Source organism: Pantoea sp. 18059, assembly GCF_902706165.1.
Classification (GTDB): Bacteria; Pseudomonadota; Gammaproteobacteria; order Enterobacterales; family Enterobacteriaceae; genus Pantoea; species Pantoea agglomerans.
The window spans coordinates 1-18904 of sequence record NZ_CACSJS010000003.1 but is presented as its reverse complement, the minus strand read 5'-3'; the positions used below and the strand labels follow the sequence as shown (position 1 = coordinate 18904).

At 55.4% G+C, this 18904-nt stretch carries 19 protein-coding genes; 11 read left to right on the top strand and 8 right to left on the bottom strand.

The genetic code is table 11. The features are described 5' to 3' along the window. Positions 1 to 147: 147 nt before the first annotated feature. From GVJ63_RS09600 to GVJ63_RS09590, 3 genes are all read left to right on the top strand, one after another. Positions 148 to 567, top strand: a complete 420-nt coding sequence (locus GVJ63_RS09600; RefSeq protein ID WP_033768568.1) for a DUF2946 domain-containing protein — start codon at positions 148 to 150, stop codon at positions 565 to 567. 45 nt (positions 568 to 612) lie between these two features. Then, positions 613 to 2343 carry a DUF2534 family protein gene (locus GVJ63_RS09595; protein ID WP_122889325.1) on the top strand — a complete coding sequence of 577 codons (1731 nt, stop codon included), beginning with the start codon at positions 613 to 615 and terminating at the stop codon, positions 2341 to 2343. Between the two features lie 126 nt (positions 2344 to 2469). Beyond that, a complete protein-coding gene (locus GVJ63_RS09590) occupies positions 2470 to 3147 on the top strand; it encodes a pirin family protein (RefSeq protein ID WP_159226757.1) in 678 nt (225 codons plus the stop codon). Between the two features lie 45 nt (positions 3148 to 3192). On the opposite strand, the gene GVJ63_RS09585 is transcribed toward GVJ63_RS09590, so the two are convergent. Beyond that, positions 3193 to 3420, bottom strand: a complete 228-nt coding sequence (locus GVJ63_RS09585; RefSeq protein ID WP_010247439.1) for a hypothetical protein — start codon at positions 3418 to 3420, stop codon at positions 3193 to 3195. Positions 3421 to 3592: 172 nt separating this feature from the next. Here GVJ63_RS09585 and GVJ63_RS09580 point away from each other — a divergent pair, with 172 nt between their 5' ends. From GVJ63_RS09580 to crtB, 6 genes are all read left to right on the top strand, one after another. After that, the gene (locus GVJ63_RS09580) at positions 3593 to 4123 is read left to right on the top strand and encodes a YtfJ family protein (RefSeq protein WP_022624711.1); all 531 of its coding nucleotides are present in this window, start codon (positions 3593 to 3595) and stop codon (positions 4121 to 4123) included. A gap of 218 nt (positions 4124 to 4341) precedes the next feature. Then, entirely contained in the window at positions 4342 to 5250 is a 909-nt protein-coding gene (locus GVJ63_RS09575) for a polyprenyl synthetase family protein (RefSeq protein ID WP_010247444.1), read from the top strand. A 9-nt stretch (positions 5251 to 5259) separates the two neighbouring features. Continuing rightward, complete coding sequence (locus GVJ63_RS09570) at positions 5260 to 6555, top strand: glycosyltransferase (RefSeq protein WP_159226756.1); 1296 nt, start codon at positions 5260 to 5262, stop codon at positions 6553 to 6555. Then, positions 6542 to 7702, top strand: coding sequence for a lycopene beta-cyclase CrtY (crtY, locus tag GVJ63_RS09565; RefSeq protein ID WP_154210281.1), 1161 nt, complete (start codon positions 6542 to 6544; stop codon positions 7700 to 7702). The genes GVJ63_RS09570 and crtY overlap by 14 nt, the downstream gene beginning before the upstream one ends. Next, the gene (locus tag GVJ63_RS09560) at positions 7699 to 9177 is read left to right on the top strand and encodes a phytoene desaturase (RefSeq protein ID WP_010670728.1); all 1479 of its coding nucleotides are present in this window, start codon (positions 7699 to 7701) and stop codon (positions 9175 to 9177) included. Before crtY ends, GVJ63_RS09560 begins: the two co-directional genes overlap by 4 nt. After that, complete coding sequence (crtB, locus tag GVJ63_RS09555) at positions 9174 to 10103, top strand: 15-cis-phytoene synthase CrtB (RefSeq protein ID WP_159226755.1); 930 nt, start codon at positions 9174 to 9176, stop codon at positions 10101 to 10103. Before GVJ63_RS09560 ends, crtB begins: the two co-directional genes overlap by 4 nt. On the opposite strand, the gene GVJ63_RS09550 is transcribed toward crtB, so the two are convergent. The 6 genes from GVJ63_RS09550 to GVJ63_RS09525 all read right to left on the bottom strand — a co-directional run bounded on the left by GVJ63_RS09550 (position 10042) and on the right by GVJ63_RS09525 (position 16503). Next, positions 10042 to 10569, bottom strand: a complete 528-nt coding sequence (locus GVJ63_RS09550; protein ID WP_122889320.1) for a sterol desaturase family protein — start codon at positions 10567 to 10569, stop codon at positions 10042 to 10044. The genes crtB and GVJ63_RS09550 overlap by 62 nt on opposite strands. A 209-nt stretch (positions 10570 to 10778) precedes the next feature. Then, on the bottom strand, positions 10779 to 11888 hold the full coding sequence (locus GVJ63_RS09545) for a fimbrial protein (RefSeq protein WP_159226754.1): 1110 nt from the start codon (positions 11886 to 11888) through the stop codon (positions 10779 to 10781). A gap of 16 nt (positions 11889 to 11904) precedes the next feature. Continuing rightward, positions 11905 to 14355 carry a fimbria/pilus outer membrane usher protein gene (locus tag GVJ63_RS09540; RefSeq protein ID WP_235038341.1) on the bottom strand — a complete coding sequence of 817 codons (2451 nt, stop codon included), beginning with the start codon at positions 14353 to 14355 and terminating at the stop codon, positions 11905 to 11907. Positions 14356 to 14472: 117 nt separating this feature from the next. Beyond that, positions 14473 to 15141 (bottom strand): molecular chaperone, encoded by a 669-nt coding sequence (locus GVJ63_RS09535; protein ID WP_187496115.1) that lies wholly within the window; start codon positions 15139 to 15141, stop codon positions 14473 to 14475. Positions 15142 to 15196: 55 nt separating this feature from the next. After that, positions 15197 to 15787 (bottom strand): fimbrial protein, encoded by a 591-nt coding sequence (locus GVJ63_RS09530; RefSeq protein ID WP_033773802.1) that lies wholly within the window; start codon positions 15785 to 15787, stop codon positions 15197 to 15199. Between the two features lie 446 nt (positions 15788 to 16233). Then, the gene (locus tag GVJ63_RS09525; RefSeq protein WP_031593389.1) at positions 16234 to 16503 is read right to left on the bottom strand and encodes a hypothetical protein; all 270 of its coding nucleotides are present in this window, start codon (positions 16501 to 16503) and stop codon (positions 16234 to 16236) included. 317 nt (positions 16504 to 16820) lie between these two features. Between GVJ63_RS09525 and GVJ63_RS09520 the strand changes: the two genes are divergently transcribed. Beyond that, on the top strand, positions 16821 to 17363 hold the full coding sequence (locus GVJ63_RS09520; protein ID WP_010247473.1) for a thioredoxin domain-containing protein: 543 nt from the start codon (positions 16821 to 16823) through the stop codon (positions 17361 to 17363). A 252-nt stretch (positions 17364 to 17615) separates the two neighbouring features. After that, positions 17616 to 18029 carry an ASCH domain-containing protein gene (locus GVJ63_RS09515; RefSeq protein ID WP_033768582.1) on the top strand — a complete coding sequence of 138 codons (414 nt, stop codon included), beginning with the start codon at positions 17616 to 17618 and terminating at the stop codon, positions 18027 to 18029. Between the two features lie 9 nt (positions 18030 to 18038). Here the strand turns inward: GVJ63_RS09515 and GVJ63_RS09510 are convergent. Beyond that, on the bottom strand, positions 18039 to 18904 hold an 866-nt coding region (locus GVJ63_RS09510), incomplete at its 5' end, for a HesA/MoeB/ThiF family protein (protein ID WP_159226753.1).

The window sequence follows — 18904 nt, the reverse complement described above, 5'->3', positions numbered from 1 at the left end:
CAACTAAGTTAAATGATGCTGAAATTAAAGTGAAAATGTTCAAAGAGTGCGAATTTTTTCGGAACAGATGCCACTTTATTTAACCCTTTTATTCCCTTCGCGTTACACTGCCGCCCTGAATTCTGACCTCATACGACCGTTGAAATCATGCCGGGATCTTCACTCAGACAACGACTCACCGCCGGTATTGCGATACTGGCCGTGCTGCTGTTGTTTGTTGCACCGATGATCTCAAAGAATCTCGCTGAACATCATGCCAGGATGCAAGGCGCTTCGATCATGAGCGCAGAGATGCCGATGATGGATCATCACAGCGAGATGTCGATGGCTGATCACGGGATGATGATGGGCCCGGGCTTTGCCTGTGGCTACTGCGATCTGCTGGTGCATGTTCCGCTGATGCTCTGGGTTTTTATCCCGTTTATCTGGTGGATGTGCCTGATCAGCCGCGCCCCGCCGCCAGCGGCTATCAATCCACCTCAATGGCGACGGCTGTTGCGTCTTCATCGACCGCGCGCGCCACCCTTTATCGCGTCACACTCACTGCTTACTAATCCGATTGCGTGACAACGTCACCTGATCGTCTTTGTCTTTTGAAAAGTGTGGAATGCTATGTCCTCTTCTCAGGAAATGTCCCCTGCACCGCGCGGCACGGTGTTTAATCTCTTTCGCCGCCTGCATTTTTATATCGGCCTGTTTATTGCGCCGTTTATTTTTGTCGCGGCACTCACCGGCACGCTCTACGTTCTGACGCCGCAACTGGAACAGGCTATCTACCATGATGCCCTGACCACCGATGCGCAGGGTATGGCACAACCGCTGTCCGCCCAGATTGCCGCTGCGCGAGCCCGTGCCGGTGAATCAGCTCGCATTTACGCTGTGCGTCCGGCACCCGGCCCGCAGGATACAACCCGCGTGCAGTTTGCCGAGCCACAGCTTGGCCCATCGGAATCACGATCGCTGTTTATTGACCCCTACACCCTGCAGGTGAAAGGCGATATGACGGTGTATGGCACCAGCGGTGTGCTGCCGCTGCGCATGTGGCTGGATCAGCTGCATCGCGGCCTGTTGCTGGGTGATTTTGGCCGAAACTACAGTGAACTGGCAGCCTCCTGGCTGTGGGTCGCCGCGCTGGGTGGGATCGTCTTATGGTCTGGCACCCGGCCACCGCGCACCCGCAGTAAAGCACGGAGCGGCTTCGCGGCAACCCGTCACTGGCATGTCACGCTGGGGCTGCTGCTGACAATCGGACTGGTGTTCTTTTCAGTAACCGGACTGACCTGGTCACAGTGGGCGGGCAATAATATTGAAAAGATGCGCAGCGACTTTGGCTGGAAAACGCCGCAGGTTAATACCGCGCTAAACGGTAACGCGCCCGCTGAAGCCGCCGATCCCCATGCTGACCATCGCGGTGCGATGGAAGGGATGACGATGTCCGGAATGACCATGCCGGCCAAAACCGCTGCGCCGGTGATTCTCAATCAGCCGAATGCCAGCTGGGATCAGGCGCTGGCAGCGGCGCGTCAGGCCGGACTGCACGCGGCGAAACTGGAACTACGTCAGCCTAAGAACGCTGAACAGGCGTGGACGGTTTCGGAGATTGACCGCAGCTGGCCAAGCCAGGTCGATGCGGTTTCAATTAATCCGACTGATTTTAGCGTGGTCGACCGCGTTGAGTTTGCCAGCTTCCCGCTGGTGGCGAAACTGACCCGCTGGGGCGTGGATGCGCATATGGGCGTGCTGTTTGGCCTGCCTAATCAGCTAATTCTGGCGCTATCTGGCTTTGGACTCTGCACAATGATTGTGCTGGGCTACCGCATGTGGTGGATTCGTCGCCCGGCTGTTCCGCAGCTCAACCCCTCGCAGACGCTGTTATCCGCCTGGCTGGCGCTGCCGCGCTATGCGCAGGGCACCAGTCTGATAGTGATGCTGGCGCTGGGATATGCCCTGCCCGTTATGGGTATCAGCCTGCTGGTGCTGGTGCTGCTGGATATTCAGCGCTGGCGCAGCGCACAGCGCGCCGCGGTCGTCCGCGTGGATGTCGCTCCGGACAAGCAGTCGCCGCTGGCCATCGTCCAGTCGCGTTTTGCCGGGAAGCGCAAAGAGATGCGCTATTTTCTGCGCAGCGTGACGGTGCTGGCGCTGATTGTCATTACGGTGATGGCGAATGCGATGATTGGCGGAGTGATTGATCAGTATCAGATCCCCTTCAGTCACTGGTCGCTGACCATGTATATCACCCAGGCGATGATGATCCTGCTCTACTCCACGGTCTTCACCGGGCTGTTGTCGATTCCACTCTGGTATTTCTTCCTCGGTGAGAGCGACGAACAGGGCAAGTAAGCTGGCAAGACACCCTAAACTCTGTTATTCAAAATAACTGACGAAGCCGGGCAAAACTCCCGGCTTCTCATTCTCCGCCTGAGGTCTATGATCGTTGTTATGAGTCACTTTATTTGAGAGCAAATCATGAACATTGTGCGAGCTAATCCTGAACAACTGTTTGAGTACGGTCCTTTTACCGTCCGTCGCCAGCGTCCTGGCGAGGCGTTAAGCCCGCTGGTCAGTGTTGATCTGATGTCGCTAAAACTCGATGCCCGGATTCCGATGCAGCAGCATCAGGATGAAGAAGTTTTCACCTACCTGTGGCGTGGTTCGATGCAGCATCAGGACAGTAACGGCGAACGTACCCAGCTCTCTGCAAAACGCGTGATGGTGGTGAACGCGGGTGATGGCGTTCAATACGAAGAGTCGGTGCCGTTATATGAAGCGGAGCTGTTACAGGCGGTTATTCGGCCTTCACAGCAGGGCGGTGAAGCGATGACCCAGGTGCTGGAGCGCGATCAGGGCATTATGACCAATGGCTGGACCGAACTGGCCGGGCCGGAAGAGTCTGATGCGCCGCTGGAACTGCGCCAGGAAGTCTACATCTTCGACACGCTGCTGGAGCGCAACCATACGCTGGACGTGCCGTCGATGCCGGGCTTTGTCGCTTATCTTACCGTACTTGAAGGGATTATTCGCGTCGGCGATCAGCGACTGAGTCGCGGTGATGCCGTCAGCGGGCTGGATTCCAGCATTGAGATCGTGGGCGATCGGGATGCCAATCTGGTCTGCTTCCTGGTAAAGCCCGATAATTTTGCATAAAAAAGCGCGGGAACTTTCCCGCGCTCACGTCTTGTTTAACGCAGATTAAAGCGTGCTACGTTGCTGCATCGCCTGAACCCGTTTATAGGCATGATCGAACTGACGTACATCATCGCGAAGCCAGTGGCGTTGCGTCAGCGGAGCATCATCCAGCGCCTGCGGCAGCGGCACACCCGCCAGCGATCCCCGGCAGCAAAAGGCGCGCGCCAGCGTTGGGGTGGCAATGCCGATATAACGGGCAAATTCAGGTAATGTCATCAATGCTGTACTCATTTCCCACCTCCTGTAAACACAATCTCCCCTGCATTTTCAGGCCAAATCCTGAATGCTTTTATTGATCTGAAACATAGATGTGGTACTAATCTTCTGCCTGCTAATGAGAGCGTTCACCGCGTCTGTCGCAAACCGAGAAAGAAGTGAGGAACCCGTGCGCCATTATGGATTGATGATTGCCCTGCTGTTTTCCGGCTTTGCCACCGCCCACACCCTGACCTCTGGTCAGCCTGTACCACCTGTCTTCATTGCCGATAAAGGCGAAATGGTGCTGAATCAGGGCGACATAAATTATCAGCGCTGGAACAGTCAGACTCTGACCGGAAAAGTGCGTCTGGTGATTCATGTGGCGGGTCGTCTCTCAGCGAAGGATCAGAGTGCACGATTAATCGAAGCCATTCAGCAGGCCAGCCTGCCGCGTGACCGTTTTCAGACCACCACCATCGTGAATACTGACGATGCGCTGCCTGGCAGTGCCATTTTTGTGGTGCGCAGCATCGCTTCCAGTAAAAAAGCGGCACCGTGGCAGCAATTCATTATCGACAGCAGTGGCGTAACCGCGCACAGCTGGCATCTTAAGCCGGAAAGCGCGTCCGTGGTGGTGATTGATCCGGCAGGCATTGTGCGCTTTGCTAAAGATGGCGCATTATCTGCGGAGGATGTCGCCAGCGTGATGAAACAGCTGCGCGCATTACTGGGTTAATTCACGCATAATGTCCGTCCGGCTATCGCCGCAAAACGCGGAAGGCTGCTGAATTCTCCGACATTTTTATTATCGTGAACTACTCTTAGTTGTAATGGATTAACCCGCCGTTCTTTGAAAACCTGCCAACTATGCTATGGCAGTCGGGGACGATTATTGAAGATGGCATCGAATCATTCGACCTGCTGTGACTTCCTCTGTAGATAAGGACAGCCATGATGACGGTCTGTGCAGAACAACACGTCAATTTCATACACAGCGATGCAGCCAGCCTGTTGAACGACATTGAGCAACGGCTTGATCAGCTTTTACCGGTTGAAAGCGAACGTGACTTAGTGGGCGCTGCCATGCGCGACGGTGCACTGGCACCAGGAAAGCGTATCCGTCCACTGCTGTTGTTGCTGGCAGCGCGCGATCTGGGCTGCAACGCCACGCCTGCCGGCCTGCTTGATCTCGCCTGCGCGGTAGAGATGGTGCATGCCGCATCACTGATTCTGGATGACATGCCCTGCATGGATGATGCGCAACTGCGTCGCGGACGTCCGACCATTCATTGCCAGTATGGTGAACATGTCGCGATTCTGGCCGCGGTGGCCCTGCTGAGTAAGGCATTCGGCGTGGTCGCTGCGGCAGAAGGCTTAACGGCAACCGCCAGAGCCGACGCTGTGGCAGAATTATCCCACGCAGTCGGCATGCAGGGGCTGGTACAGGGGCAGTTTAAGGATCTCTCCGAAGGTGACAAGCCACGCAGTGCTGACGCCATTCTGATGACCAATCACTATAAAACCAGCACCCTGTTCTGCGCCTCCATGCAGATGGCCTCTATCGTGGCTGAAGCCTCAGGTGAAGCCCGCGAACAGCTGCACCGTTTTTCTCTTAATCTTGGTCAGGCTTTCCAGCTACTGGACGATCTCACTGACGGCATGGCCGACACCGGTAAAGATGCCCATCAGGATGACGGGAAATCAACGCTGGTGAATCTGCTGGGACCACAGGCGGTTGAAACGCGACTGCGCGATCATCTGCGCTGCGCCAGCGAGCATCTGTTATCGGCCTGCCAGGACGGTTATGCAACACACCATTTTGTTCAGGCCTGGTTTGAGAAAAAACTCGCTGCCGTCAGTTAAGGATGCTGCATGAGCCACTTTGCGGTCATTGCACCGCCCTTCTATAGCCATGTGCAGGCGCTTCAGCACCTTAGCCAGGCCTTAATCGCACGCGGACACCAGATCACTTTCATCCAGCAGACGGACGTTAGCGCGCTACTCACCGATAGCCGGATCGGCTTTTTCCCGCTGGGTTTAGCCTCGCATCCGGCGGGCAGTCTGGCACACACCCTGCAACTGGCGGCGCATCCTCTCGGCCCCTCAATGCTGAAACTGATCAATGAGATGGCCCGCAGCACCGATATGCTCTGTCGTGAACTGCCCGTGGTGCTGAGCACCCTGGCGATTGATGGCGTGATCGTCGATCAGATGGAGCCTGCCGGTGCACTGGCGGCAGAAGCGCTGAACCTGCCTTATGTTTCGGTTGCCTGTGCGCTGCCACTTAACCGTGAAGCGGATTTCCCGCTGGCCGTGATGCCGTTTGACTATGCCAGGACCGATCAGGCACGCGAACGCTATCGCACCAGTGAAAAAATCTATGACTGGCTGATGCGACGTCACGATCGGGTGATCGCCCGCAACGCTCATGCGATGGGAATAGCGCCACGGGAAAAACTGCATCACTGTTTTTCACCGCTGGCGCAGATCAGCCAGCTGATCCCGGAACTGGATTTTCCCCGCCAGACGCTGCCCGATCATTTCCATTCGGTTGGCCCGCTGCGTACCACTGAACCGGCACCCGCCGCATCTCAGCCTCGCTACTTCCCGCATGGCGACAGACCGCGCATTTTTGCTTCACTCGGCACGCTGCAGGGACATCGCTACGGCCTGTTTAAAACCATCGTCCGCGCCTGCCAAGAGATCGATGCTCAGTTATTGCTGGCGCATTGCGGTCGGTTGTCACCTTTCCAGGCGGAGAAACTGGCGCAGGCCAGCCATGTTCAGGTGGTCGATTTTGCCGACCAGGCAGCTGCACTGGCGCAGGCCGATCTTGCCATTACGCACGGCGGCATGAATACGGTGCTGGATGGGATTAACCACCTGACGCCGCTGCTGACGATCCCGCTGGCCTTTGATCAGCCGGGTGTGGCTGCCAGAGTGGTCTGGCACGGTATCGGACGTCGCGCCTCACGCTTCACCACCAGCCACTCCATGGCGCGTCAGCTCCAGACCTTACTGGCTGATGAAAGCTACGTTCAGCAGATGAAAACGCTGCGTAGCGCACTTCGTCAGGCGGGCGGAACCACCCTGGCGGCGGACATTGTCGAACAGGCGATGCTGACCCGCCAGCCGGTGCTCACCAGGAGAGACTATGCCGCGGTATGATCTGATTCTGGTGGGCGCGGGGCTGGCCAACGGGCTGATCGCCCTGCGCCTGAGACAGCAGCGGCCCTCCCTGCGCATTCTGCTGATTGACGCCGAACGTGAACCGGGTGCCAATCACACTTGGTCGTTTCATGCGGAAGATCTCACCGAAACGCAGCATCGCTGGATCGCTCCGCTGGTAGTACATCACTGGTCCGGTTATGAGGTCCGCTTTCCCCAACGCAGTCGCAGTCTGAACAGTGGCTATTTTTGCGTGACTGCGGAGCGCTTCGCGCAGGTCATCCGCGACAGGTTTGCGCCGGATCTGCTGCTGAATACCCGGGTTGCGAGCATCGCTTCACGCGCGGTCACGCTGGACGATGGCCGGGTGCTGGAGAGTGATGCAGTGATTGATGGCCGTGGCTACCAGCCCGATGCCGCGCTGCGCATGGGCTTCCAGTCGTTTGTCGGACAGGAGTGGCAGCTCAGCGAGCCACATGGCCTGACTGCGCCAATCATCATGGATGCCACGGTAGATCAGCAGGCAGGCTATCGCTTTGTCTACAGCCTGCCCTTTTCTGCAGACACCCTGCTGATTGAAGATACCCACTACATTGATAACGCCACGCTGGAAGGCGATCGCGCCCGTCAGAATATCCGCGACTATGCCGCGCAGCAGGGGTGGCAATTAGACCGCTTGCTACGCGAAGAGCAAGGCGCGTTACCCATTACGCTGACTGGCGACGTGGCCGCCTTCTGGCAGAACCGCGATTTGCCCTGCAGCGGTTTGCGTGCCGGGTTATTCCATCCGACTACCGGCTATTCTCTGCCGCTGGCGGTCGCGCTGGCTGACCGGCTGGCGCAGATGCAGACGTTTACCTCTGAGACCCTGCACGCCACCATTCAGCAATTCGCCAGTCAGGCCTGGCAGCAACAGCGCTTCTTCCGCATGCTGAACCGTATGCTGTTTCTGGCGGGTCCGGCTGACCAGCGCTGGCAGGTTATGCAACGTTTTTACGGCCTTCCCGAAGGTCTGATCGCCCGTTTTTATGCGGGAAAACTCACTTTGCCTGATCGGCTGCGCATCTTAAGCGGCAAGCCCCCGGTCCCCGTTCTGGCGGCGTTACAGGCTATTATGACTCCTCACCGTCAACAGGCGATGCAATGAATAGAACTACAGTAATTGGCGCAGGCTTTGGTGGTCTGGCCCTGGCCATTCGCCTTCAGGCGTCAGGCGTTCCCACCCGACTGCTGGAGCAGCGTGACAAGCCGGGCGGCCGGGCTTATGTCTATCAGGATCAGGGCTTCACGTTTGATGCCGGCCCCACGGTAATCACCGATCCCAGCGCCATTGAAGAGCTGTTCACCCTCGCGGGTAAAAAGCTCTCTGACTATGTCGAGCTGATGCCGGTGAAGCCGTTTTATCGCCTCTGCTGGGAGTCCGGCAAGGTGTTCAGTTATGACAACGATCAGCCCGCGCTGGAAGCGCAGATTGCCGCGTTTAATCCGCGTGACGTTGAAGGATATCGGCGCTTTCTGGCCTATTCCCGAGCGGTGTTTGCTGAAGGCTATCTGAAGCTTGGCACCGTGCCGTTTCTGTCATTCCGCGACATGCTGCGGGCCGCGCCTCAGCTGGCAAAACTTCAGGCATGGCGCAGCGTTTACAGCAAAGTGGCGAGCTACATTGAAGATGAGCATCTGCGTCAGGCCTTCTCTTTCCACTCACTGCTGGTGGGCGGAAATCCGTTTGCCACTTCCTCAATCTATACCCTGATTCATGCGCTGGAACGTGAATGGGGCGTCTGGTTCCCGCGCGGTGGCACGGGCGCGCTGGTGCAGGGCATGGTGAAACTGTTTGAAGATCTGGGCGGCGAAGTGGAGCTCAATGCCAGCGTTGCCCGGCTGGAGACCCAGGAAAACAGGATTACCGCGGTGCACCTGAAAGATGGCCGGGTCTTCCCGACCCGCGCGGTTGCCTCCAACGCAGATGTGGTTCACACCTACCGCGAACTGCTGAGCCAGCACCCCGCTTCGCAGGCGCAGGGACGGTCACTGCAGAACAAACGCATGAGCAACTCGCTGTTTGTGATCTATTTTGGCCTGAATCATCATCACGATCAGCTGGCGCACCACACGGTCTGCTTTGGTCCGCGCTATCGTGAGTTGATTGATGAAATCTTTAACAAAGATGGCCTGGCAGAGGACTTCTCGCTCTATCTGCATGCGCCCTGCGTGACCGATCCCTCACTGGCACCGGAAGGCTGCGGCAGCTACTACGTGCTGGCGCCGGTACCGCACCTCGGCACCGCCGATATCGACTGGGCCGTTGAAGGTCCGCGCCTGCGCGATCGCATTTTCGACTATCTGGAACAGCATTACATGCCGGGCCTGCGTAGCCAGTTGGTCACGCATCGCATCTTCACGCCGTTTGATTTCCGCGATGAGCTGAATGCGTATCAGGGCTCGGCCTTCTCGGTGGAGCCGATCCTGACGCAAAGCGCCTGGTTCCGGCCTCACAACCGCGATAAAAATATTAATAATCTCTATCTGGTCGGTGCAGGCACGCATCCTGGCGCGGGTATTCCAGGGGTGATTGGCTCGGCCAAGGCTACCGCAGGATTGATGCTGGAGGATCTGGCTTGAATAGTCCGTCACTGCTTGATCATGCCGTAGACACCATGGAGGTGGGATCGAAAAGCTTTGCCACCGCGTCAAAACTGTTTGATGCCAAAACCCGACGCAGCGTGCTGATGCTCTACGCCTGGTGCCGTCACTGTGATGATGTGATTGACGATCAGGTACTGGGATTCAGCAACGATACGCCATCGCTGCAATCTGCCGAACAGCGCCTGGCGCAGCTGGAGATGAAAACGCGTCAGGCCTATGCCGGATCCCAGATGCATGAGCCCGCCTTTGCGGCCTTTCAGGAGGTGGCAATGGCACACGATATTCTGCCTGCTTACGCTTTTGATCATCTGGCGGGCTTTGCGATGGACGTGCATGAGACACGCTATCAGACGCTGGATGATACGCTGCGTTACTGTTACCACGTTGCGGGCGTGGTTGGCCTGATGATGGCGCAGATTATGGGCGTACGCGACAACGCCACGCTGGATCGCGCCTGCGATCTCGGTCTGGCGTTTCAGCTGACCAATATTGCGCGCGATATCGTTGAAGATGCTGAAGCGGGACGCTGCTATCTGCCCGCTACGTGGCTGGCTGAAGAGGGGCTGACCCGAGAGAATCTGGCCGAACCGCAAAATCGCCAGGCATTAAGCCACGTCGCCCGTCGGCTGGTGGAAACGGCGGAGCCCTATTATCGATCGGCGTCGGCTGGCCTGCCGGGTTTACCGCTGCGTTCAGCGTGGGCGATTGCTACCGCGCAGCAGGTCTATCGTAAAATAGGTATGAAGGTGGTTCAGGCGGGTTCACAGGCGTGGGAGCAACGCCAGTCCACCAGCACGCCAGAGAAACTGGCACTGCTGGTGGCGGCATCGGGTCAGGCGGTTACTTCCCGGGTGGCGCGTCACGCTCCACGCTCCGCTGATCTCTGGCAGCGCCCCGTTTAACGCCATGACGTTCTCGCAGCGTCGCCTGCAGTTTTGACAGCGGCGGCGCGTAGAGAAAGCCAAACGAGACACAGCCCTCTTTACCACGCACCGCATGATGCATGCGGTGCGCCATATAAAGTCTGCGTAAATAACCCCGGCGCGGAACATAGCGGAATGGCCAGCGCTGGTGCACCAGGCCGTCATGCACAATAAAATAGAGCAGGCCGTAGAGCGTCATACCCGCGCCGATCCACTGCAACGGCCAGACACCCGTGCTGCCCAGATAAATGAACAAGATCGACAGAGCGGCGAACACTACGGCATAGAGGTCATTAACCTCAAACCAGCCTTTATGCGGTTCATGATGTGACAGATGCCAGCCCCAACCCCAGCCATGCATAATGTATCTGTGCGCCAGTGCAGCCGTTATCTCCATTCCGATAACAGTGACCAGAACAATCAGGGCATTCCAAATCCACAACATAGTTTCTCCCGAACATGCATCCTGCAAAGTGGCGCAGAGGTTCAATTTTAACAGAGATTGGGGAAAACAGCGGGTCGGGTTGTGCCGGTTTTAACGATTGCTGCAGGAGATGGCCCGGATAATGATTGTGTCAGCGCTCAGGGTAGAAACATGTGGCGCATTCAGCATGCATTACACCGTCCCCACCTGTAATGCACCGTCTGAACAACCTAGTTATAAACCAGGTTAAAGGTCACCGTGCTGTCCGCTTTGCCCGCCATAACCTGCCCGTCGGTCTGAATATATTGCGCGTTAAACGCCATCGACTTCGTCTGATTGGGTGAGGAGATCGTCGTCAGCACCGGCAGTTGATCGGTCGGCACATTCAGAGGGACCCGCTGGCCTTCAGGAACCTGCAGGCCCGACCCATAGGTCAGGGCAATGCCCACACCTGAAGCAGAGTTGCTCTGTGGCGTCAGGCTAAGGGCATCCTTATCACCCGCGGTAGTCATACCGAAGAAGCCCACTTTAACCGCTGCACTGTGTTCACACATCACCTGAATCTGAAAACCTTTTTCACTTCCCGCCCGGCTACCGATACCGCTAAACTCTGCCTTACTCACTTTTCCCATCTCCACATTAATCACGGACTGGGAGGTGACAACGGCACAGCTGCCATATTGCACGGTAAAGCTGGAGAGGAAGATCTGCGGCTTATCATTGATCGGCTGACTACTGGCTGCACTATCCCCCACCTTTAAGCTGGCATTGCCAATATTCACCTCACCGACATTGGCCGGTTGATTGCCTGGATTAAGCGGCGATTGCTGGCCCGGGATTTTATAGAAGACCACATAGGACTGAAGTGTAATGTCATGTGCAGAATTCAACTGTGGGCTGGTCTGGGAATTACAGATCGAGCTGATTTTGCCCTTGCCGCTGGTATCAGAGAAGGTACCGGCACACCAGGAGGGTTCCCTGAAACCAATAGCGAATCCGATGCTGTCTACTCCCGGCACACGATATATTGGCGTATTATGACCGCCCGCAATATTCGTCTGTAAGCCGGACTCTTCGGCGTTAATCTCAAACCCCAGATCCTTGTAGTTATAGCCCTGCTCACCGCTGTTTTTATTACAGGTGAAGGCATTACTGCTTTGCAGAGGCATCTGCGCCGAGATGGGTGTGCCATCGGCTGCGCCCGGCACATAGTTGACGTTTTGCACCTGTACCACAACCTGACTGATACCCTGACAGGACTCCTGCCCCAGCGCCTGCAAACAAAACAGCGACGGGAGCATCAGTATGATCCCTGTCATTAATCGCTGAACTGATTTCATCTTAAATTCCTGTGGATTACTGACAAACCGCAGAGACCAGCCTGACCGGGTTAGAGCCAGTGGCGGCTGGCAGGCGGAACGGTGCGCGACAGCTTTTCTGCCCTCCCTCATCCTGCCAGTTCACTTCGATGAGGCCCTGAGCCGGTACACCGCTCAGATAAAGTTCCCCTTTTTCGGCCACGATGCCGCTGGTACTGCTCTCTTTACCCGCGGCGGCAAGTGCGACCTGGCCAGCTGCACCGAAGGGCGGAAAAGTGTTGTGCCAGGTAAGGGTGAACAACACCCTGTTACCTACGTGAGTGGCATAATCGGCCATCACAATCGCTCCACGCGTAGGTATAGCCTTTTGCCCATCAAGTTCGACGTCAACGTTGTCGGGCAGCGTATCCGTTTCCAGCTCGATAGCGTTTTCCTGGTAGGGCGAGAGGGAAGGCACAATCGCATAACCACGGCCATCAGTGACCACCTTGCTGCCGCTCTGGATGCCCACATCTGCCGTATCCGGTACCCGGACAATCGCGAAAGTTTCACCCAGCGGCTGGCTCAACGTAATACCGTGTTCATGCGCGACGATCCCGCCCGACAGGCCATAGTTAAACTGGCTGCTGTGCCGATCGTGACTGACCCCGACACTGACGCTGCCACGACTGCCGCGATAGTCCAGCGAGCCGTTGCTGTTCACGTTCTGTCCCTGACTGTCATGGCCCTGTTGCAGGTTGTAGTGCAGGTTATCGTCCTGCAACGCGCTGCCCGACAGGCTGACCTGCTGAGACATATCGCCATCATTAGTGGCATTCATGCTGTAGCTGACGGAGCTCTCTGGCAGCAGTGCGCTGAAGGGGATGGAGACATTGAAAGAGACCGCACGGTCAGCTTTACGGGCACTGGTCGAGTCGTTGTAAAACCAGGCAATGCCCCACGAAATGGCGTTGTAATTGCTGTAGAAGCCCAGATGTAATGTGCGATCTTCATTGTCTGATCGCCAGTAGCGCTGCACATACGCGGAGGCACTAAGGCTGCCATAATCACCGATACCCTGAGAGACTGAAATCTCCGAGCGACTGCGTTTGTTAGCCACATAGCTTGCCGGACTGGTCATCGCATTGGCCTCGCTGAAGGCGTAAAAACCGCTGGAAGAGTAGCGATAGCTTGCCATGCTGAAGGTCGTATTGGTGGAGGAGAAATTTTTCTGATATTGCACACGCACCGACTGACCACTCCGGCTTTGTCCTTCCGGCATACGGGTTTTTGCCAGAGTCATATCGGTTCCCAGCGAGCCAAAATCGCCCAGGCTTTTACCCAGGCCCGCCGCCACAGCGTGATAGTTTTGCGCGAGTTGCACGCCACCAAAGGCGGTAAAGTCATGCGGCAGTCCGTAGAACAGCGTGGATTGCACAAACTCAGGCGAACGCAGGTTGCTGCTGCCTGAGTAGTGATAACGACCGCCACTGACACTGTATTTCAGATGGCCCTGACGCAACATATAAGGCACGGCAGAGTAAGGCTGAGTGAAGGTGCGCACCGAGCCATCACTTTCATGAATGATAATCTCAAGGTCACCGCTCTGGGACGTGGGATAGAGATCTTTGATTTCGAACGCACCGGGTGCGACCACGGTTTCATAAATCATATAGCCGTGCTGGCTCACCGTTACCCGCGCATTGCTATGGGCGATGCCTTGGATCATCGGGGCGAAGCCGCGCTGGCTTTCCGGAAGCATGGTGTCATCAGACATGATCTGCATACCGCGAAACTGCACGCTGTCAAAAATATCGCCGGACGTATAGGTATCCCCTACCCGAAACTGGCTTTTCAGCGCCTTAAGATCCCGCTCCAGAAATGAGGTCTGAGACTGCCATTGACTGGCCAGATCGTAGCGCCATGTGGACGTGTTACGCAGCCGCCATGCACCAAGATTGGCCCCGCTGCGCAGGCTGAGTAACGTCGAGTTCCAGCGGTCACTGTGATTGCGGCTACTGCTGCCAGACAAGGTATAGTTCACAAAAGCAGCCGATACCCCCTCATCCCAGCGTGCTGGATTGACATAATCGCGATCTTTCACCATCAGCGCGATCTGTGGAATTGAAAGGTTTAACTGCTGATGCGCGAAATCAAAGTGGGTCGATGCATCGGGAATGAAATCGCCTAACTCTTCGATGGCCTCATCTTTCTTCAGATTAGTGAGCGCGGAAAAACCGTTGACGTTCACCCCCATCGCGGCCAGCTCTGCCACCGTCAGTTGCGGAACCAGCCCGGCTCTGCCCTGTACGAAGCTGACATCGCGGCTATCAATAACTCTGTTGTTGAGCAACAGCGTGACATGATAAGTGCCGGGTTGCTGTCCGCCCTCACAAGCAAAATAGTGGAGATCGGTGGCGTGATGTTGATCGGATGAGAACTCCAGTGCCGCCGGGTCAAAATAGTCATCCGCACGAGCACCACGCAGCGGGCAGAACAAAATCAGCATTAACCAGGGAGAGGCGTAAAGCGGCTTTGCGTACCTTCTCTTTCCTCTCTGAGCGTGCTGATTAACTTTCACTGATGATGGCCCCGGGTTTAAAACAAAATAAATTACAAATAACAACTAGCGCGTACGTTGTTCGGTAATGCCGCCATAGTCGTTGATTGCAGACCAGCTCACTGCGCCGGAATCAGCGACGCGCCAGTGCCGATCTTCTCCAGGGCCAATCATGCCAGGATCCTGTATCTCGTGATGATTAACGCTGAGCGAATAAAATGAGACAAAGTAAGGCGTTGGGTTATGCGCAATCAGCTGATTGCCTTCTTGGCGGAATGAGAGTTGCTGCCAGGCATCAGCCGGATTACCCGGCAAATCTTTTGGCCGATAAAAAAGCTTAAATTTCGATTTAATATTGACCTGAAGCTGGTTACTTTTATCGCGCGGCGTCGGTGAAATAGATTTCACATTCAGCCAGAATACCGATTCACGATCTTTCGGCAGGGGCATCCCCAGATAATTAATCCTTAACAGATTCTCTTTTTCCGCATCAAGCCGGAATAGCGGTGGCGTAACAATAAATGGTACCCGGGAATGATTATTTTGATCAAAGTTCTCTATCCAGGATTCAACCAGATACGGCGTATTTTTATCCTGATTGGTAACCGAAAGTGTTGCCTCCTTTTTGCCTTCCACAAAAATAACACGCGTCCCTCCCATTACCACACCCGCATGGGCAGCCATGCCCAGCATGCACGCAGAAAAGAGTGAAATAAGTCTTGTTACCTTAAACATAGATATTTGTGCCATCGATATTTCGGAGGGGAAGCAGGGTTACCCCTGCTATTAATCAGTTATAAATCATCACAAAGTTAGAGACTGAGTTGGCAGCACCGACAGCAATCGGCGCACCATCACTTTTATAATCGGCAAAGAAATTTAAGTCCGCAGAACCGCCCTCGTCAGCCGTTACCAGGCTGACCGCTTTGGAGACGGATCCGATAGCAATCGGTGTGCTGCGGTCAGCTTCATAAAGTTTAATTCCTACGCCGGACGCACCACCGCTGGTGACTTTCAGCAGGGAGTTGTCACCGCTATCTTTATCGCCATCAAACAGCACAGCCACGGTTTTAACTGATGAAGGACAATCCTTAACAGAGATAGTGAATGGCGTTTCTGTAGTTTCGTTACGGCTTTCGAAATACGATTTCGCCCATTTACCTAAATCAACGCTCTGGTTTTTACTGGCGGTAGAAACGTCACAGGAAACATCGGTAATTTCGCCGGTAAATTTCACTTCACCACCGGCACCCTGTGTACCGGCTGCTGCTCCCGGATTAGGAGTAATCGGTGATGGGCCATCAGCAGGCGTTGCTAATGCTGATCCGGACACCATAAGGCCAGCCAGTGCCACGGGCAGAATATGTTTTCTGATATTCATCAAACCTGTCTCTTTTAATACATGCAAAGTGGCTGCAATGAGTCACCTGATGGATAAATATGCATTTACAGAAATGCGCCAACATAACAACCTGAGGTTTATTATGTTGCTGCTATATTAGCCTCTCTCGGCTATATAAAAATTAAACGAGACGTTCAGGTTCTTACACAGAAGAGATACATTGGTAGCCTTCCTTGATCTACATCACTTTAAGAAGGTAAAAAGATTATTTATTGAAAAACTATTTTTACTAAGACGGCACTTAATATAAACCTTAAATATATATTCATTCCAGAATGCGAATATATAAGTCGGCCGCCGTGAAAATTATGCAGTGCCGGAAATTCTCAGCGGTGATTAGCAGCGGCTCACCTCGGGTTTTACATCATTAGCCACACCAGGTTTTCGACTTGCGTGATTTTTACTGATGCCGCGAGCCAGTCAGCTCAAAGCAAATCGTGACCTATGGGAGTGCGAAAAGCGTGGCGTGCCGCGGTCATTAACTGACTGGCGGTGACGGTCGTGGGTAAGCGCATCAGAATTTTGCTCGCCTGCCAGTAACAGAGCAGCATAACCTCATCCTCCTCTTTTTCAGCCAGTTCATGCAGGCGGGCGCGCAGTGATAACACATCAATGGTCTGCTGCTCGTCAAGCATGTCAGAGATCGTCTGATTGATGACGTGATGGAGAGTTTTCCAGGTGAGATCGGTATGCAAAATTAACCTCTTCTAACGCTTATCAGCTCCGGGCAAACAAACAGCAGTGAAGCAGCTTAAATGGCTGCATCCTGCAAAAGATTGCACACTGCTGACAACTATAGCTGTTCGTGGGCGGCTACGCCGTGCCAGCAGTTGAAAATGCCAAAGTTGGCAATTCTAACGACTAATGGACCTGCCTGTCGCGTATTACACGCGACTCATCAGCTGATTGCTGTTTTTTGTAACAATTGCAGCTGATTCTTAACTGGCTGATGTCAGAGGGATTTGCCAGGGTAAACAGGTTTCCCGTCTCGTTAATGTTCAAGGAGTTGTCGATGAGTCAGCACGCTGATGTACTGGTATGGGGCCACGGCCCTGAGATATTTGAAGTCTTTCTGGAACCCACCTGTCCTTTTTCGGTGCGCGCCTTCAATAAATTCGACGCGCTACTGGCGCACGCGGGTGAAGAGAACATCACCCTGAAGATCCGTCTGCAATCACAGCCGTGGCACCTCTATTCCGGGCTGATAGTGCGCTATATCCTTGCCGCCGCCTGCGAAAGTAAAGAGGCCGCGAAAAAGGTGATGCAGGCGGTGGCCGATCACCGTGAAGAGTTTGAGTTCACCGATCACTGTACCGGTCCGAACCGCGATGCCACGCCGAATCAAATCCTCGCCCGCCTGAAAGAGGTCAGCGGCGTAGATGCCAGCGCCGCGTTTGATCAGCCCGACCTGCAGAACGCCATTAAATGGCACTGCAAGTATGCCCGTCAGAACGGCATTCACGTTTCACCGACCTTTATGGTTAACGGTCTGGTACAGCCCGAAATCAGCAGCGGTGACGATATAGCGCACTGGGCAAGCTTTCTGATTCGTTAATCTTAGTGCGCGGCTGTGCCTGGCCGCGCCAGACTGAGTCTCTCCTTTGCGACCCCACTCACGCTCAAACTCAATATCCTGATAATTAAGCCTGTTTTCCCATGTGGAGGCCGGGTAAGCTGTACCGCTATCAGCAGCAGACGGTGGGAATAAAGCCGCTGCTGCTGTTCATCTTAACGGCACCGCTGGCCTGCATGGCGATAACCTGACGTTACGCCGGGCCCGCACGCCTAATTCATTGAGGATTTGCTGATGACGATGACGCTGCAACAACTGCAGGACAAATATCCGGGTGCCTTCACAGATGCATTTGGTGACTCCCCGGAATTAGCCAGCGAGCTCGCAACGCTGATTATTGCCGGTAAGAAAGTGGCCACCTGCGGGTCGTTGCGGAGCTGGCAGGATCAGGAAGTATTGCCTCAACCGGGCGGTTACAGCATTGTTCTCAACGGCGAACAGCAGCCCGTCTGCGTGATCCGCACCACCGGATTGTTTCTGACGCGCTTTGATCGCGTCACGCCAGAGATGGCGATGCTGGAGGGTGAAGGCGATCTGAGCCTCGACCACTGGCGTCAGGAACATCAGCGCTACTTCGAGCGTGAGGGCTATTTTCACAGCGAAATGGAGCTGATCTTCGAGACGTTCCAGCTGGTCGAGGTAGTCTAAACCGGCACGTTAAAGCGTGTTTGCCGCCATCAGCGCAAGCCGCGCAATCCCCCGCGCGGCAAGGTTATCAGCCGCCTGGGCTGCGCGCATGCCACTGGCACACACCAGTACCACACGCTGATTGACCGGCGGTTGCCAGGCCGCTATCTGCTGCGGCAGAATTCGCACCACCCGCTCGGCCACACTGACCGGTGCCTCTTCCAGGCTGCGCAACTCCACTATGCAATCATCCTCCATCAGCATGGCCCGATCGATAAAGGGCGTGCCGGGCGCGTCAGGTTCAGGTGCGTCATCAAAACGAAACTGCCTGATATGCCAGTCAACAAAGTCACAGTGGATCATGCAGCCGAGCGGCGATGGCGTCAGTTTTAACAATACGCTCAGCGCCATCTGTGCCTGCATTGCGCCCAGCGTCGCTACCGCCGGTCCCATTACGCCTGCCGTATTGCAGTTACCCGAGGCCGTGGGCAGCTGCGGGAACAGCGCGCGATAGCCAGGCGCACCGCCACAGAATCCGCCAACATAGCCTTTGCGTCCCAGCACCGAGGCGCAGATCAGCGGCAGGCCTGCCGGATAACAGACATCGGAGAGCTGATAAGTAATGGCGAAGTTATCCGCCGCATCCACCACCAGATCGATTCCCTCCAGCGCCTGCGGCAGTTGACTGGCGCTTAGCGCGTGTGGATGCGCCTCAACGCGACAGTCAGGATTGCGCTGCGCCAGCGCACGCTGAGCGCAAAATACTTTCTGCTGACCCACATCGTCGATGCCAAACAGCGTCTGCCGGTGGAGGTTGTGCAGTTCAACCCGATCGCCATCGTAAAGACGGATAAATCCCACACCCGCGCCTGCCAGTAACGGCAGCAGCGTTGCAC